The 17,358-nt window shown below is 32.2% G+C and carries 18 protein-coding genes; 16 read left to right on the top strand and 2 right to left on the bottom strand.

The window, feature by feature from the left end; genetic code table 11:
- The first annotated feature begins 15 nt into the window (after positions 1-15).
- From tig to ruvX, 13 genes are all read left to right on the top strand, one after another.
- Positions 16-1,311 carry a trigger factor gene (gene tig, locus CDV25_RS06105; protein ID WP_108911194.1) on the top strand — a complete coding sequence of 432 codons (1,296 nt, stop codon included), beginning with the start codon at positions 16-18 and terminating at the stop codon, positions 1,309-1,311.
- Positions 1,312-1,902, top strand: coding sequence for an ATP-dependent Clp endopeptidase proteolytic subunit ClpP (clpP, locus tag CDV25_RS06100; protein ID WP_108911193.1), 591 nt, complete (start codon positions 1,312-1,314; stop codon positions 1,900-1,902).
- Positions 1,903-1,916: 14 nt separating this feature from the next.
- Positions 1,917-2,969, top strand: a complete 1,053-nt coding sequence (locus tag CDV25_RS06095) for a GGDEF domain-containing protein (RefSeq protein WP_162550455.1) — start codon at positions 1,917-1,919, stop codon at positions 2,967-2,969.
- On the top strand, positions 2,969-3,487 hold the full coding sequence (gene def / locus CDV25_RS06090; protein WP_108911191.1) for a peptide deformylase: 519 nt from the start codon (positions 2,969-2,971) through the stop codon (positions 3,485-3,487). Before CDV25_RS06095 ends, def begins: the two co-directional genes overlap by 1 nt.
- Positions 3,478-4,983: a YifB family Mg chelatase-like AAA ATPase gene (locus CDV25_RS06085; RefSeq protein ID WP_108911190.1), complete on the top strand. Its 1,506-nt coding sequence runs from the start codon at positions 3,478-3,480 to the stop codon at positions 4,981-4,983. Before def ends, CDV25_RS06085 begins: the two co-directional genes overlap by 10 nt.
- Positions 4,984-5,093: 110 nt before the next feature.
- Positions 5,094-5,339 carry a ComEA family DNA-binding protein gene (locus CDV25_RS06080; protein WP_108911189.1) on the top strand — a complete coding sequence of 82 codons (246 nt, stop codon included), beginning with the start codon at positions 5,094-5,096 and terminating at the stop codon, positions 5,337-5,339.
- Positions 5,340-5,409: 70 nt separating this feature from the next.
- Complete coding sequence (ilvC, locus tag CDV25_RS06075; RefSeq protein ID WP_108911188.1) at positions 5,410-6,435, top strand: ketol-acid reductoisomerase; 1,026 nt, start codon at positions 5,410-5,412, stop codon at positions 6,433-6,435.
- 81 nt (positions 6,436-6,516) lie between these two features.
- Positions 6,517-7,317 (top strand): septum site-determining protein MinD, encoded by an 801-nt coding sequence (gene minD, locus CDV25_RS06070; RefSeq protein ID WP_108911187.1) that lies wholly within the window; start codon positions 6,517-6,519, stop codon positions 7,315-7,317.
- The gene (gene minE, locus CDV25_RS06065) at positions 7,314-7,547 is read left to right on the top strand and encodes a cell division topological specificity factor MinE (protein WP_034552979.1); all 234 of its coding nucleotides are present in this window, start codon (positions 7,314-7,316) and stop codon (positions 7,545-7,547) included. The genes minD and minE overlap by 4 nt, the downstream gene beginning before the upstream one ends.
- Positions 7,537-8,604, top strand: coding sequence for a divergent polysaccharide deacetylase family protein (locus CDV25_RS10595; protein WP_239056325.1), 1,068 nt, complete (start codon positions 7,537-7,539; stop codon positions 8,602-8,604). The genes minE and CDV25_RS10595 overlap by 11 nt, the downstream gene beginning before the upstream one ends.
- A 62-nt stretch (positions 8,605-8,666) precedes the next feature.
- Entirely contained in the window at positions 8,667-10,802 is a 2,136-nt protein-coding gene (locus tag CDV25_RS06055; protein ID WP_108911186.1) for a WD40 repeat domain-containing protein, read from the top strand.
- Complete coding sequence (locus CDV25_RS06050) at positions 10,799-11,563, top strand: DNA-processing protein DprA (protein ID WP_034552989.1); 765 nt, start codon at positions 10,799-10,801, stop codon at positions 11,561-11,563. Before CDV25_RS06055 ends, CDV25_RS06050 begins: the two co-directional genes overlap by 4 nt.
- The gene (gene ruvX, locus CDV25_RS06045; RefSeq protein ID WP_108911185.1) at positions 11,560-11,955 is read left to right on the top strand and encodes a Holliday junction resolvase RuvX; all 396 of its coding nucleotides are present in this window, start codon (positions 11,560-11,562) and stop codon (positions 11,953-11,955) included. Before CDV25_RS06050 ends, ruvX begins: the two co-directional genes overlap by 4 nt.
- On the opposite strand, the gene CDV25_RS06040 is transcribed toward ruvX, so the two are convergent.
- Positions 11,938-13,335 carry a chemotaxis protein CheX gene (locus CDV25_RS06040; RefSeq protein WP_108911184.1) on the bottom strand — a complete coding sequence of 466 codons (1,398 nt, stop codon included), beginning with the start codon at positions 13,333-13,335 and terminating at the stop codon, positions 11,938-11,940. The genes ruvX and CDV25_RS06040 overlap by 18 nt on opposite strands.
- A gap of 26 nt (positions 13,336-13,361) precedes the next feature.
- Positions 13,362-14,288, bottom strand: coding sequence for an OmpA family protein (locus CDV25_RS06035; RefSeq protein ID WP_108911183.1), 927 nt, complete (start codon positions 14,286-14,288; stop codon positions 13,362-13,364).
- Between the two features lie 161 nt (positions 14,289-14,449).
- Between CDV25_RS06035 and CDV25_RS06030 the strand changes: the two genes are divergently transcribed.
- From CDV25_RS06030 to CDV25_RS06020, 3 genes are read left to right on the top strand one after another with little or no spacing between them, the layout of a single operon-like run.
- Entirely contained in the window at positions 14,450-15,208 is a 759-nt protein-coding gene (locus tag CDV25_RS06030) for an NAD+ synthase (protein ID WP_204161881.1), read from the top strand.
- 9 nt (positions 15,209-15,217) lie between these two features.
- A complete protein-coding gene (locus CDV25_RS06025; RefSeq protein ID WP_108911181.1) occupies positions 15,218-16,348 on the top strand; it encodes a DegT/DnrJ/EryC1/StrS family aminotransferase in 1,131 nt (376 codons plus the stop codon).
- The gene (locus tag CDV25_RS06020) at positions 16,345-17,250 is read left to right on the top strand and encodes a tetraacyldisaccharide 4'-kinase (protein ID WP_108911180.1); all 906 of its coding nucleotides are present in this window, start codon (positions 16,345-16,347) and stop codon (positions 17,248-17,250) included. Before CDV25_RS06025 ends, CDV25_RS06020 begins: the two co-directional genes overlap by 4 nt.
- Positions 17,251-17,358 lie beyond the last annotated feature (108 nt).

The raw sequence follows: 17,358 nt of genomic DNA, 5'->3' as shown, positions 1-17,358 counted from the left end.
GGAGTATGAAGCACAATGAGCTTAAAGGTAAATAGAATTGATAGTGCAAATGCAATTGCAGAAGCAGTTATTTCTCAAGAGAAATTAGATAAAAAGCTACAAGAGGTTATAAAATCTGCAGGAAAGAATCTTAAAATTGATGGTTTTAGAAAAGGGCATGTTCCAACTGCAACCATTAAAGCGCGTTATGGAAAGCAACTTGAAGAAGATACACAAAAAGAATGTATCCAAGATATTTTAAGAGAAGTTTTAGAAACATTAAAGGTGCAACCTAATTTATTAGTAGGTGATCCAAAAATTACTAAATTTAATCCAACAAAAGAAGGATTAGAGATTGAGCTTAAGATTGGGTTAAACCCCGCTATCCCTCTTGAAAACTTAGAAAAATGTATCCCATCTGTGAATATCCCAGAGATTAGCGATAAAGATATTGATGCAAGAATAGAAGAAATTGCTACGGCTAGAGCCCCCCTAATTAGCATTGAAGATAGTCGTAGGAAGCTAAAAGATGGAGAATATGCCAAAATAGACTTTGAGGGGTTTATAGATAATAGCCCTTTTGAGGGAGGGAAAGCAGAAAATTATCTTCTAAAAATCGGCAGCAAGTCTTTTATAGAAGGATTTGAAGAGCAGCTCATTGGTATGAAAAAGGGAGAAGAAAAGGCTATTGAAGTAACTTTTCCAGAAAATTATCAAGCTAAGAATTTAGCGGGTAAATTAGCAACTTTTAAAGTTAAGCTTAATGAAATACAAACACAAGGCAAAATTGAGGTAGATGATAACTTCGCAAAAACTTTATTGCCCGATGAAAAAGAGGCAAATGTAGAGATGTTGAGAGAAAAGGTTAAAGCCCAGTTGCAAGATGAAAAGAAACGTGAAATATATAATAAAGAGTTAAAAATGAGCTTGGTAGAGAATCTTGATAAGATGATTATTTTTGACTTACCCCAAACTATCGTAGAACAAGAGATGGATTTGTTGCTTAGGAATATTTTTGCTTCCTTGCCTAAAGAGGAACAAGAAAAATTAGCTAAAGATGAGCAAATGCTTAAAGCTAAAAGAGAGGAACAAAGGGAAAATGCACAAAAGAGCGTTAAAATTACTTTTATTATAGATGCTATTGCTAAAAGAGATAAAATTAATATACCTGATAATGAGGTTGTTAATACTATTTATTATGAAGCTATAGCAATGAGGCAGAATCCTCAAGAAATCTTAGATTATTATAAAAATAATAATCTTCTTCCTGCTGTGAAAATGGCTATGTTAGAGGATAGAATTTTAACGAATTTATTGGATAAGAAGGTGTAAATGAGCTATTATGTTCCTATTGTTATAGAAAAGACTGGTCGTGGAGAACGAAGTTATGATATTTATTCACGATTATTAAAAGATAGGATTGTTATGTTAAGTGGTGAAATAAATGATGGCTTGGCTTCATCTATTGTTGCACAATTGTTGTTTTTAGAGGCAGAAGATCCTGAAAAAGATATTTATTTGTATATTAATTCTCCAGGTGGTGTTATTACAAGTGGATTTAGTATTTATGATACAATGAGTTATATTAAACCTGATATTTGCACCATCTGCATTGGGCAAGCAGCTAGTATGGGGGCTTTTTTATTGAGTTGTGGGGAGAAGGGTAAGAGATATTCTCTGCCAAATTCTAGGATTATGATTCATCAACCATTAGGTGGTGCTAGAGGGCAGGCTACAGATATTGAAATCCAAGCAAAGGAGATTTTACGTTTAAAGGGGATATTGAATAGTATTTTAGCTGATAATACTAATCAACCTTTAGAGAAAATTGCTAAGGATACCGATAGAGATTTTTTTATGAGTGCTAAAGAAGCAAAAGATTATGGTTTGATTGATGCGGTATTAGTTAAAAGTTTGAAATAATAAAGGCAATTATGATGAGTGGAGAGTTAGCAAAAATGACTGAAGCACAGGAAACTGATATAGATGAAAATCAACAAATTGATGATTCTGTAAGTGAAGATATAGAAGATCCTTCTGCTACAGATATTCAAAGATTTAGTAAAGAAGTTTTTGATGCTATGAATTCAAATGAGGTGGCTCCTTTACCAGAGAATTATAAAATTTATTTTGAAAAACTTTTAAATGACAAACCTAAAGAGTTTAGAGATGATCTTTTGGCTTCTTTTGGTCCAAGAGATGAGAGTTTGATTGAAGCACAAGCAGAGCTTGAGCTTAAAGTTTCTGAAAACTATAATACTATAACAAAGCTTTTGCGGGCAATTGTAGAAATGCATAAAAATTTTAGTGTATTGTATCGTATTGTCCAAAATCATAAAAAAGAAATTGCTGCAGTTAATAATGTTAATACCTTTCAAAATATCATTTTAGTTTTTGAACAAGAATTACTAAAATTACACCAAATCTTAAAAAAACAAATGGATGAGGTTAAAAATCTTTATGAAACCTGTGCTGACAATGTGCAAGATATTATTGTTTGTTCTATCTTAGATTCTCGATATAAAGTCTTTACTAGAAAATATATGGAGTCTAAAGCTCTTAAAATGCTTAATGCTGTTAGAGACACCAAACATACGCATTTCTTTATTATTTTTAAAGTTTCAAAGAAGCTTGAGAAAATTACTGCAGATAAGAAAAAATTCATAGCTATTAACAAGACTATTGTAAAAATCTTGCAAAATCTTGTTAATAAAAGTGATACCATTGCCTATATTGGAGAAGGTGTTTTTGGGGTGTTGTTGTATTATACTGATAAAGAGAGTGCAAAACGTTTTGCTAATAGAATCTGTAATAATGTTAGTTCTACCAATATCTATTTTGATGGTAAAGAAGTTATTTTGGCAGTCAATAGTGGAATCTTAGAGATTAATAAAAACACAAAACACCAAGAGTTTATTAAAAATGCTATTGAAGCGTTAAGAAAAGCCGCTAATAGCGATTCTTCATTTGTTGTCTTTGAGGGTAAATAATGTTAGAGGTTATCACTTATCCAAGTCCTCTTTTGCGTCAAATCTCAAAACCTATTGAAAAATTTGATGAGGATTTGCATAAACTTCTAGATGGAATGTATGAAGTGATGCTTCAGAAAAATGGAGTTGGAATTTCAGCAATTCAAGTTGCAAAACCTATTAGAGCTTTGCTTATTTGTTTGCCTAATGAAGAGGGGAAACAGGTTAAAGAGGATTTAATAGAGGTTATTAATCCAGAGATTTTAGAAAAAAGTGGTGAAATATTTTTTAGTGAGGGTTGTTTAAGTGTCCCGGATTTTTATGCAGATGTTAAACGTTTTCAGAAAGTAAAGGTTGCCTACCAAGATAGATTTGGGAATCCTAAAGAGATTGAAGCACAAGATTATTTAGCAGTCGTGTTTCAGCACGAAATTGATCATTTAAATGGAGTTTTATTTATTGATAAGCTCTCTATCTTAAAGCGTAAAAAGTTTGAGAAAGCTTTTAAGCAAAATAAGAATTGTAAGGCATGGGTTTAAATATCCTATATTGCGCTGCATTAGAAGGATTAGAGGCTAAAGAAGTTGAGGCAGAGATAAGCTTCACTAAGGCTCTACCTGCTTTTCAGATTACAGGTTTGGCGGGAAATGCTATACAAGAATCTAAACAAAGGGTGCAATCTTCACTTCTAGCTAATGGCTTTAAATTCCCCCCTTTAAAAATTGTTGTTAATCTCTCTCCTTCAGATTTACCAAAGCAAGGGAGTTTTTATGATTTACCTATAGCCCTTTTGATTGCTTTGCATGGACATATCAGTGAGCAAGATGATAAGAGAATTTGGTTTGCTTTTGGGGAGCTTGGGCTAGATGGGAGGGTAAAAGATACTCCAGCTATCTATCCGCTGCTTTTTTCTTTGCTTAGTAAAGATAAGAATCGGCAATCCTTTTTTCTGCTTCCAAAAAGTGCGGAAAACTTTTATTCTAAAATACCCCATTTAAAAGCTTATTACATTGATACACTCCAAGAAGGCATTGAGGTTTTAAAAAATCCTCCTATTTTGAGTCAAAGCTATGAAGACTTACCTTTCTTATCAGAGGAGATTTTAGGAGAGAAGTATTATTTTAGCACAGATTTTCCACTAGATTTTAAAGATATTATTGGTCAAGAGAGGGCAAAAAGGGCTGCTATGATAGCAGCTTGTGGATTCCATAATATACTTTTTGAAGGGAGTGCTGGGAGTGGCAAAAGTATGATAGCTTCCCGAATCCCCTATATTTTACCCCCTCTTAAAGGACAAGAAATTTTAGAAATGGCTTCACATACACTCCAGCTTTCTCCTTTTAGGGTATTTAGGAATCCTCACAATAGTGCAACAAAAGCAGCGATATTAGGAAGTGCAGTAGCTCAAAATGTGAAACCAGGAGAAATTGCTTTAGCGCATTTGGGGGTATTATTTTTTGATGAATTGCCGCATTTTCCTAAAACAATTTTAGAATCTTTACGTGAGCCCTTGCAGAATCATTATTTTACAATTTCAAGACTCCACGCAAAAATTACTTATCCTGCAGATTTTTTGTTTGTAGGGGCTATGAATCCTTGTCCTTGCGGAAATCTCCTAAGTATTTCTAAAGAATGTCGTTGTAATCAAAAAGAAATTAATGCTTATAAGAATAAAATCTCTGAACCTTTTTGGGATAGGTTGGATTTGTTTGTGCAAATGCAAGAGGGCATACAAGAAAAGAACATTATTGCTTCTAAGCAAATGCAAAAGCAAGTTTTGGAGGCTTTTAAATTTCAAAAACGAAGAGGGCAGGATTGTTTTAATGCAAGATTAGAAGGGGAGAAATTAGAGGAATTTTGCTTTTTGGGAAATGAAGTTAAAGAAACTTTGGAGTTAGCGATTGAACGTTTTGGTATTTCTTTGCGTCAAAAGCATAAAATTCTTTGTGTGGCAAGGAGTATTGCGGATTTAGTGCAATCTAAATATATAGCAAAAGAGCATTTGCTTGAATCTTTGAGTTTTCGTAAAATATAGGGTTACTAAAAGTTACAAATAAATATTTTTAATAAAATATTTAGCAGATTTGGGGGAATAGAAATGCTTTTTGCTACAATTAAGGGATAGATTTAATTTAAGGAGAGAAAATGAAATTATTGGCCACATTCTTTTTAATGGTTTCGTTTTTGTTTGGTGGAGTAGATTTAAACACTGCTAGTAAAGAAGAGTTGATGAAAATTAATGGTATAGGTGAGGCAAAGGCTCAAGCTATTATTGATTATCGAGAAAAGCAACCTTTTGTGTCTGTGGATGAGTTAGAAAAAGTTAAAGGCTTTGGTAAGAAAAATGTAGAAAAAATACGAGACCAAATAAGTGTTGAAAATAAAGAATAATAGTTTCAATAAAATAGCTTAAGTTTAATTAGAATATAATCCATTTCAACATTTTTTAAAAAGGTATAAAATGGCACTTAGAGTTTATTATGATAAAGATTGTGATTTAGGATTAATTCAAAGGAAAAAAGTTGCTATTATAGGATTTGGGAGTCAAGGGCACGCACACGCAGAGAATTTAAGAGATTCTGGTGTTGAAGTTGCTATTGGGCTTTATAAAGGGGGTAAGAGTTGGGCAAAAGCAGAAGCTAAGAATTTCAAGGTATTAGAGGTTAGTGAAGCGACAAAATGGGCAGATTTGATTATGATATTAATCCCTGATGAACTCCAAGCTGATGTTTTTAAAGTAGATATTAAACCTTATTTGGTTGAAGGCAAGATTATTGCTTTTGGGCATGGATTTAATATCCATTTTGGGCAAATTAAAGCTCCTAAAGGCGTAGGAGTTATTATGATTGCACCAAAAGCACCTGGTCATACGGTTAGGTCAGAGTTTATAAAAGGTGGAGGGATTCCTGATTTGATCGCTATAGAGCAAGACACTGATAGAAATGATGCAAAAGCTATTGCTTTAAGTTATGCAAGTGCCATTGGTGGTGGAAGAAGTGGAATTATCGAAACTACTTTTAAAGATGAAACAGAAACTGATCTTTTTGGGGAACAAGCTGTCTTATGCGGAGGTGTTTCTAGTCTTATTAAGGCAGGATTTGAAACATTAGTAGAAGCAGGGTATCCTGAAGAGATGGCATATTTTGAATGTTTGCACGAGTTAAAATTGATAGTGGATTTGATTTATCAAGGTGGTTTGAGTGATATGCGTTATTCTATTTCAAATACTGCTGAATATGGAGATATGATAAGTGGACCTAGAGTTATTAATGAAGAATCTAAAAAAGCTATGAAAGAGATTTTAAAAGATATTCAACAAGGGAGTTTTGCTAAAGATTTTATTTTAGAGCGTAAAGCGGGATATGCTAGAATGAACGCAGAGAGAAAAAATCTTGCTAATCATCCTATTGAAAAAGTTGGGCAGAATTTAAGGAGTATGATGCCTTGGATTGCCTCTGGTAAGCTTATCGATAAAGAAAAAAACTAGAATATTGATTAGGAAGTTATTATCCTAAACCTTGATTTATAAACTTGTAGATTCTTAACTAAAATAATTAAAAGGTATGCTTTGAGTGGGATAGTTATTACAATTACTTCAGGAAAAGGTGGGGTTGGGAAATCAACTACAACAGCAAACTTGGCAGTTGGATTAGCACTTTTGGGTAAAAAAGTAGTTGCTGTTGATTTTGATATTGGATTGCGGAATCTTGATATGATTTTGGGCTTAGAAAACCGCATTGTTTATGATGTTGTCAATGTCATGGAGGGGGAGTGTAATCTTTCTCAAGCTCTTATTAATGATAAAAGAACGAAGAATCTCTATTTTCTCCCCGCCTCCCAAAGTAAAGATAAAAATATCTTAGATAAAGATAAAGTCGTTTATCTTATTGAAAAATTAAAAAATGAATTTGACTATGTTTTACTTGATTCTCCTGCTGGTATTGAAGGGGGATTTGAACATGCTATGTTTTTAGCAGATGAGGCTTTAGTTATTTCTACTCCAGAAGTTTCTAGCGTTAGAGACGCTGATAGAGTAATTGGCATTATTGATGCTAAGAGCAAAAAGGCGGCATTTGGGGAAGAGGTTAAAAAATCTGTTATTATTAATCGACTTAAACCAGAAATGGTAGAAAAAGGTGAAATGTTAAGTATAGAAGATGTTTTAAATATTTTAGCCCTTCCTTTAATTGGAGTCGTTCCAGAAGATGATAAAATCATTTCTTCAACGAATTTAGGAGAGCCAATTATTTATTCAAATAATCTAACAGCACAAGCATATAAAAATATAGCAAAAAGACTTTTAGGTGAAGAAGTGCCTTTTTTAGAACTAAAATCTAAAAAAGGATTTTTTGGAAGGTTATTTTCATGAGTTTTATGAAATTTTTTGGAAATAAAAAAACTTCTTCACAAGAAGCAAAAGATAGATTGACCTTAATTTTAGCTCACGAACGCGTTGTAAATATTCCTTATATAGATGCGATGAAACAAGAAATTTTAGAGGTCATTAAAAAATACACTAAAGCTCAAAAGATTGATATTAAAACGGATTCTAATCAGAATTTTACTACTTTGGAAGTTGAGATTCTTTTTGATAAATAAAAAAAGCAAATTTTTAGTTTTTGTTGCTTTAGTCTTATTGTTGTTGGTATCGATAGTTATTTTAGGTTTTTTGCTTAAGAATTATCAAGAACATTCTAACCCTATCCTTGCAGAAGTCCCACAAGATAATCTTGCTAAGTCTTTAATAAGTGGTATTAAAGAAGTTAATAAAGATTTGTTGTATCAAAATGTAGAGATTTTAACGAAAAATTTAGACTTATTAGAATCCAATCAAGATTTAAGCGATAATATTTTTACGCAAGAAAATCCTTTAGGGCATACGCCTAAAATTACAAATAGCCTAGAAGAAGAATCCTCAAAAAGTGTTGTTAAAGAGTCTTTAAATCCTAAGGATTTAATAGGAGATTGTAAGTGGATAAGACCTCAACTTGCTATTATTATTGATGATATAGCTTTTATGCGACAATACCATAAGGTTATGCAATTGCCTTTTAAAGTTACACCTTCCATATTCCCTAAGGGTAAAATTTCTCCTAATACTCCAAATATAGCAAAAATTGCACCTTTTTATATGATACATTTGCCGCTTGAAGCATTAAATTTTCACCAAAAGGGACATCATTTACTTCTTAGTACAGATACTAAGGAGACCATTGAAGGAAGAATTAAAGCTCTCAAAAAAGACTTTCCTAATTTAACTTATGTTAATAATCATATAGGCAGTAAATTTACCCAAAATGAAAGGGCAATGAAATTTCTTTTGGAAGCATTAAACCAAGAGGGTATTACTTTTGTGGATTCAAGAACCATACCAAGTGTAACAAGAAAGTATTACCAATACCATCCTAAAGAATCTTTTAATACCTGTCAAAACATACCCTTTTTAGAAAGGGATATTTTTTTAGATAATGAATTAGATGTTGAAAAAATTACTGCAAATTTAATGAAAGCGGTTAAAATTGCAAAAACTAAAGGATATGCTATTGCTATTGGGCATCCGCATAAAGAAACTTTATTGGCACTTCAAAATGCTTCTAGTTATTTAAAAGAAAGTGGTGTTGATTTAGTCTATATAAATGAACTCATTGTGCCATGAATAATAAAAATTTATAGTTAATTTATGTTAGAATTAGATTAGAAAATGAGAGGAATATTTTAATGATAAAACTAAAAGAAACTCACCAATTAACAGGTAGTATTCTTACGATAGAGCAGACAGGCAATTCTACCTTTTGTGTTGATAATACTTTTTTTATTACACAAATTAATGAGGGCTTAAAGGTTGAAAAAACCCTTTGTTTTGCCAAAGACGCACAATCTTTTCATCGTTATTCCCACGCTTGTGGAATTTCTCGAGACTTTTATTTTTGTATTCCTATTAATGAAAATCATAAATCTTTTATTTTAGAATATGAAAATGAGAAAATAAAACATATAGCAACACTTGATGATCATGATGGAGATATAGAGACTTGCAAGTTTTCTGATAATGGCGAGTTTTTTGCTACAGGTGGGCAAGATGGTAGAGTATTTATTTATGATGGTAAGAGTTTTTTACCTATTGCTTCGCTTATGCCACGTTCAGACTATATTTCTGTGATTTCTTTCTCACATAATAATGAATTTATAGCTATTAGTGGATATGATAAATTTACTTTAATCTTTGACTTTTTGCGTCATAAAGTTGCTTTTAATCTTCAAATGCCAGATGTTGTAGAAGCTTCTTGTTTCTTTGAAAAAAGCGAGAAATTATTATTAATATGTCGTAATGGAGATAGTATTATTTTTAGTCTTAAAGAAGGAAAAATACTCTCATCAAAAACCCCTTTTGCCTTTTGGCCTACAAGCATTGCCATAGATGAAGAAGAAAATTATGCACTCATTGGGACGCGTTCTGATACTTTATATGTGCTTTCTTTAAAAAACAATAGCAAAGTGATAGAGATTAAAAATGAACGTCCCGGTATTGCTTCCTTGAAGTTTTCTAATGGATTTTTATATATCGGCTGTGTTGATGGGGGATTATTGATTGTCGATTATAATGAGGGCAAGGAAGAGTTAAAAGAAAGTATTGATAGGAAAGCTTATAAAGGTGCTAGAGAAATCATTGATAAAAATATTTTTTTAAGCATTCATCCTTTAATGACTGCTTTTGATGAAGCTTGGCCAGAAATTTTAGATGAAGCCATTAATTTATTAAATCAAGATAAAGTAGATCAAGCCGTAGAGCTTGTGGAGCCTTTTGTGGTGGATGAAAGTAAAAAAAGCGACTTTGACTTTTATCTAGCTCAAAAAGATGGAGTGAAAGATTTTTTAGAGCATATTGATAATAAAAATTACAAAAAAGCTTATGAGATGTTAAAAACAGCTAAGTTTTTGGTTAAAACTAAAGCTTATGAAAAGCTTGAAAATATTTGGCATAAAGCTTTTTTTGAAGCAAAAAAGCTCCTTATTGAAAATGCACAATTAAATGAAAGATTAGCAAAACAGCATTTGCAACCCTTTGAATCTACTCCTAAAAAAGAGTTAATAGCCCAACTTTTACATAATGCTGATGCTTTTGTTAAAGCTGATAACTACATTAAAAGTCGTAATTTTAAAGAGTATTTTTCATTAACTTTTAAGTTTTCTTTCCTAAGAGAAACAGATTTATACAAGAAGGTGTTATTATTAGGAGAGAAAATGCTTGATAATGCCGTTGATTTAGAAAAGAGACTACAATATGATGAAGCTAAAAAGATTGCTGAAACTTTGCTGGTATTCCCTAATTTAAAACGTTTTGCTCAAGAAAAAATTGTTCTAATTCAACAAAAAGAAAGCTTTTTATTAGCCATTGAAAACAGAGAGATTAAAAAAGTCTATTCTATGGTTAATGATAATGAACAATTGCGTTCTATGAAGCAATTTAAAGAATTCACTAAAATTTTCTTGACTGTTTATGAGGCTGCTAGAGTTTATGCTTATGAAGGCAATGCAAAACAAGTAATGATAACTTTAGGGGAGTATATGGAGATTCCTTATTGGACAGATAAGATTGCTTCTTTAATGAAGATTGCCTATTTACAACAAATCAGTGATGCTACCTATGAAGCCGATGTTAATTGGGATATTACTATAAGACGTTATTGTGATCGTTTTGGTAAGAGTATCGAGCTTATTAAGCTTTTAGAAGGTAAGCCTATGGAGGAATTTTTAGATAAATTTGAAGAAGAGGGGAATAGTGATGGTTACCGCTATCATCATTTTGTAGAAGATATTGTTATTTATATCATTCAAAAAGAACAAGATTATTGAAAGAACTATTTGATGTTCCCTTAGAACTTCAGCATTTAAATTTGCAAAAAATTTACTATGTGGGTAACTTATCCTTGCTTAATAAGCGTAAAGTTACAATACTTGGATCGAGGAATCCAAATATTTATGCACAGCATTTTACACAAGAAATTGCCAAAAAAATTTCCTATTATGGGATAGTTATTGTAAGTGGTGGGGCATTGGGTATAGATATTATCGCTCATTCTTTTTCTTTACCGCTAACTATTATGATTGCACCAAGTTCTTTAGATATTATCTATCCTAAGACGAACTCCCAAATTATCCAAAGGATGTATAAAGAATCTTTGGTTTTAAGCCAATTTTCACCTTCTTATCATCCTAAACCTTATTCTTTTTTAGAACGTAATAAACTGGTAGTGAGTTTAGGGGAATGCATAATACTTCCACAAGCAAATTTAAAAAGTGGTTCAATGCAGAGTGTTAAATATGCACTTTCTCTAAAGAAAAAAATCTATGTTATCCCCCACCGCTTAGGTGAAAGTGAAGGAACCCAATACCTTGCTAAAGAGGGTTTAGCAGAGATTATTTGGAATATTGATGAATTTTTGGAGAAACTTTTTGGCAAGAGAGTGAATAATCAGTCTAAAGATGAGGTTTTAGAGTTTTGTAAGCATAATCCATTTTTTGATGAAGCCTTGTTGAAATTTGGTGCTAAAATTTTTGAATACGAATTAGAGGGTAAAATAAGGAGAAATAATGGTAGGATTGAAGTAGTATGAAAAATATTTTAGCTATTGATGTAGGACTTAAACGCATAGGTTTAGCAAAATATGTGCAAAATATCCCTTTACCCATTGCTCCAATTTTAAGAAAAAATCGGCATCAAGCTGCAAAAGCTTTACAAGATTTTGTGATAAGCAATAAGATTGATATTCTTGTGGTTGGGATTCCCAAAGAGAGCAATTCTGATATGGAAATGAGAATCAAACATTTTATAGGATTATTAAATCTCCCACAAGAAATTGAAATTTGCTTTATAGACGAATCTTTTAGTTCAGTAGAAGCATTAGAGAAAGCAAGAGAAAGCAAGAGATTTAAAAGCAAAGATGGGAAGTTAGATAGCCTTGCTGCCCTGATGATTTTAGAACGTTATTTAATAGGTAAGGAATAAATTTAAAGGTTTATCATTAAGGGATAGATTGATTTGTACACCTTGCTTATCTACAAGTAGGTTAGCCATTTCTTCTTCACTAGCGTAAGATTTTGGTAAAGATATACCAATAGAGATATTATGCTCTGCTAAAATTGCTTTAGAGCGTCCAGCTATGATATTAGCAAATTCTGAAATTACATCTAAAAGCTCTTCATTACTTTGGGATTCTTCCCCAAATAACATAGTAGAAGCTTCTTTTACAATCTCAACACCAAAGCATAAAGCAAGAGTCCCACTTATATCTCCCTCAAAGCTAATAGTCGCACCCATAATATTTTTTTCACCAGTTTGTGTATAGGTTTTTACTTTGTAATCTAGTCTTTTAACTTCCCCACCCGTGAGTGAAGAGAGTGTTTCAAGACTTGCGTTGATAAAAATAGGAAGTTGCGCCATTAAATGCTTAGTTAGTCTTTTTTTATTTTGTTCGGCTATTTGATGTTGTTTTGCTAATTCTTGAATTTTTGGATTTTTTTTGCATTCTTCCACGGAAGCAAAGAAAGATATTTGAGCACGTTTGTAAGAGTCAAGCTTATCTTTATCAGAAAGAGGAACATTTAATCCACAAATTGCAATATGAGCATCAAATTTTTTACCATTAAGGGCTAAAGACATAATGAAATCTAAGAGTGTATTATCAAAATTAAGTGTTTCGCTTGCATCAAAAATGAAAACTTTGTAACCCTCTTTAAGTCTTGCATTATGACGTTGGACATTAAAAGATAGGGCAATATTTTTATCTACTTTTTTATAGAGTGTATAAGTTACTATCCCATTATTGATTGAAATAGGGATAAAGTTGGCTGCAACATCAAAGTAAATATCATAAAGATAGAAAGCCTTATCGGAAAATTGCTTTTTCTTTTCTGAAAATTCTTGTGGGGTATTTATAGAGAGAACTTCATAGCCTTTAGCTTTTAATTCTTGAGAGACTAAAGTTTGAATCATTCCATCTGTTTCATAGTAGATGATTGTTTGGTTGAGTGGGGGCATTTTTAGTCCCAATAATAAGTCTGCCATAGCTCTTGTTTTAAAAAGTGGAAGACTTTTATTGGGTAATAGAGACTTTAATTTGGTATATTGTTTGGAGTTGTAGCCGATGAAGGCTACTGCAATGCTAATCTTATTTTGCATAGCAAGCAATGCTTTTGCTACCAACATAAGAGAGCTTTCATCAAAAGTTTGAATGTTTTCAAGAGAAAAATAAATAGCTTTTAATGAAAGACTACGAATGGTAGCACTACTGGAAACTAAAACTTCGCAAATTTGCTTGGCTTGTTTCATTTCTAGTTCTATATCAGGGATATAGATAGCGACATTATTATCTATTATTGGTTTCATATTAAATCTTAATTTCTAATTTAAAGTTAATGATAAACTTCTGCTTCAACTCTTCTATTTTGTTGCCTACCTTCTCTAGTCTCATTAGTAGCAATTGGATTGTCTTCCCCATGCCCTTTTGCATCTAATCTTTCAGCAGAAATACCTTGCTCTACAATTTTATCTTTGACGGCTTTAGCCCTTCTTTCAGAAAGTTTTTGGTTATACTCTTTATTACCAATATTATCGGTATATCCATTAATGATAGCATTTTTATTGGGGTTTTCCCTCATATAATTTACGAAATCCATAATTTCTGCATTATAGTGAGGGGAAATTTCTGAAGAATCAAAAGGAAATTGCATAGAAAAGGTATGTATATGCGATAAAGTAGGTGCTTGTATGATTGGCTGTTCTATTACTACTACTTCTTCTTCTATTACTACTTCTTCTTGTTGTGCGAAAGTTCCAAATGGAATACTAAAGCCTAACATTGCTACAATATCGCTTCTACCATCGAAGTTTATTAAGTGCTTAAGCTCTGTTTTAAGATGTAAATATTCAAAAGTTTCCCATCTTAATCCTGCACCATATTGACCAAAAGGAGCACTATCTAGACTTTGCTTTGTGCTAGATACATCTTCATAGCCGATACCACCTAGCACATAAGGAGATATATTTTGCCACGATTCAAACTCTTTCACAACATTTAAATAGTAGCGGTTGATTGATGTATCGTTATTTGGAACGCTATATTTTGCGTTTTTAATATTATCATAGCCAACTTCTAAAAGTGCAGTTGGTGCTACCCTTCCAGCAAATTTAATGCCATAGGTAAGGTCAATATCGTTTTTGTATCTTTGGTTATCAACATGCCAACTTCCACCAATTTGCGGTGTAACTTCTAATAGATTATTTGCCGCAAATAGCGAACCACACAATACTAATGATAACGGAATTACTTTTTTTAACATATACTTACTCCTTGTCTTTAAAATTATTACAGAAATTTAAGATTAAAACTACAATTTTTTGATTGCTAGGTATTGTAGCATAAAAATGTTAGTAATTAAACATTTTTTAGATACAATTTACTTAAGCCTTGCAAGGAAGTCTTAACATTTTTGGGATATTTATTATGAAAGATTATGTTGGTATTGTTGAAAAGCTAATAGATTTTTTAAAAGGACAATCAAAAAAGAGAGGTTTTCAATCTGCAGTATTTGGATTAAGTGGAGGGATTGATTCTGCAGTGGTGGCTATTTTATGCCAAAAAGCTTTTTTTGAACATTCCCATGCTCTTTTAATGCCCTCTATACAATCCTCTAAACAAAGTCTTGAGGATGCTTTAATGTTGTGTAAGCTTTTTAATATTTCTTATACGATTTTGCCTTTAGAAAAAATGCAGCAGGGATTCTTAGGGACTTTAGGAGGATTGAGCGATAATCCTTTAAGAATGGGTAATTTATGTGCTAGATTGCGTATGATTTGTCTTTATGATTATGCTTTTACCCACCACTCACTAGTTATTGGAACTAGCAATAAAAGCGAGAGAATGCTAGGGTATGGGACAATCTTTGGGGATTTAGCTTGTGGAGTAAATCCTATTGGGAATCTTTATAAAACAGACATTTATGAAATCGCAAAGGTTTTAGAAATGCCACAGAAGATTTTAGATAAAGCCCCAAGTGCAGACCTTTATGAAGGACAGAGTGATGAAAAGGAGCTTGGCTTTTCTTATGAGGTTTTAGATAGGATTATGATATTTTTAGAAAGTGGTTATTCTCAAGAAGAAATACTTGATGAAGGCTTATCAAAAGAGGCTTTGGAGTTAGTTTTAAGTAGGATGCAGACAATGGAATTTAAACGCAAAATGCCAGAGTTAGCTTTGTAGAGGTAAATGATGAAAAAAATTCCTTATTTTATTCCTGATATTACGGAAGTTGAAAAGAAAGCTATTGCTAAAGTGCTTGAGAATCCTAGCCATAATATCGTTTATGAGTTTGAAGAAGAATTTAAAAAATATATTGGAGTAAAATATGCTATTTCTGCCCTTAGTGGTTCGGCAGCTTTTCATCTTTGCCTTTTTGCTATGGATATAAAACGGGGTGATAAGATTATCTGTTCGGTTAATTGCCACCCTATGTTTCCAGAGATGATAAGGCATTTTGATGCTGAACCTATTTTTGTGGATATATATGAAGATACTTTTGAAATATCTTTTGACAAAGCCCGAGAGATTATCGAAAAAAATGCGAGCAAAAAATTACGTGCTATTGTCATAAGCCATATTGCAGGACAAGTTTGTGAAATGGAGTGTTTTTATCAATTAGCCCAAAAGTATAATATTAAAGTTATAGAAGATGCTACAATGGCATTAGGACTAACCTATAATGGAATAAAAATAGGGAATCATAAAAGCTATGCGACAATTTTTAGTATTGTTTTAGATTCATTTAATCCTGTCGCCCAAGCGGGAGTTTTAACAACAGGGGATGAGGAATTAGCTAAGGCTGCTATTTTGTTGCGTTACCATGGAATTGTAAGTGAGAGGGTTACTAGTATGCGTCCTCAATACTTGTATGATGTAGTAGGAATTGGGAATAAATACAATATTAGCTATCTTGATACTGCTCTTTGTATGGGTCAGTTGCAAAGGATAGATTTTATAATAAAAAGACGACAAGAAATTGCTAAGTATTATATACAAAGTCTTAAAAATGCCCCGCATCTCTCTATGCCCGTAGTTAAAAGAGAGCATATTTTCTTGCATTTTATTATCAAAATTGACAAAAATCGGGATCATTTTGCAAAAGAATTAAAAGATTGTGGAATTGAAACAGCTTTGCATTTTGTGCCTTTACATTTATTAACTTATTATAAGAGCAAATATGGATTAAGGATTAATGATTTTCCTATTTCTTTAAAGAATTATCAACAAATTTTGAGTTTGCCTATTTATAGTGCAATGAGTGGAGAAGATGTGGATTATGTATGTAAGCAAGTATTAAGACTTGCAAATGGTCGTGTATGAGAGGCATTGAACGTTATTTTTATGCTCCAAATCCTTGGCAAAAGGCATTAGCAATAGTGCTTTTGCCTATTAGTGCATTGTATTGTGTTATAGCAACCCTTAAAAGAGTATTTGCAAGGTATGAGGATTTTGGAATCCCGATTATTAGTGTGGGGAATCTTGTTATAGGTGGAAGTGGAAAAAGCCCTTTTATACTTGAAGTTGCTAAAGAGTATTCTAAGGTTTGTATTATTTTACGAGGATATGGACGCAAAAGTAAGGGGCTTAAAGTGGTGAGTGTAAATGGGGAGATATTTGAAGATTCTACAAATGTAGGGGATGAAGCTATTATGATGGCTAAGGCTTTGAAAAATGCTTCAGTCATAGTTTGTGAAAATAGAAAAAAAGGAATTTTAGAGGCTAAGAAAAGGGGAGTAAGCATTATTTTTTTAGATGATGGATTCCGATTTAATTTTAAAAAATTAAATATTTTGCTTCAACCCAAGCTAGAACCTTACTTTGATTTTTGTATCCCAAGTGGAGGATATAGAGAAAGAAAGAGTGCTTATAAAAAGGCAGATATTTTAATAAAAGAGGGGATAGACTATAAAAGAGAAGTAAAGCTTGTAAATCCTACTAAAAGAATGCTACTTTTAACCGCTATTGCTAATCCTTCACGGCTAGATGAATATTTGCCAGATGTTGTTGGCAAAATTACATTAAAAGATCATTCTTATTTTGATAAAGCAAAGATTTTAGAAGAATATGCAAGGCTTGAAGCCACTTCTTTGTTGGTAACACAAAAAGATATTCCAAAGTTAGAATCTTTTGGGTTGCCACTTTCTGTTTTGCAGCTAGAAATAGTAATAATCCCAGAGGTTAAGCAAAGCATTAGAGAATATATTGCAAAGGCTTTATCTTGAAACAAATTTGGCGATATCTTCATATTTTCTTGATAAAAGGATTTTATAATTTTATACATAAAGATAGCGGGAGATATTCCAAAATCTTAAATAAATATAAGGAGTTTA

Source organism: Helicobacter apodemus, assembly GCF_003097575.1.
Classification (GTDB): domain Bacteria; phylum Campylobacterota; class Campylobacteria; order Campylobacterales; family Helicobacteraceae; genus Helicobacter_D; species Helicobacter_D apodemus.
This window is presented reverse-complemented; position numbering and strand designations above follow the sequence as displayed.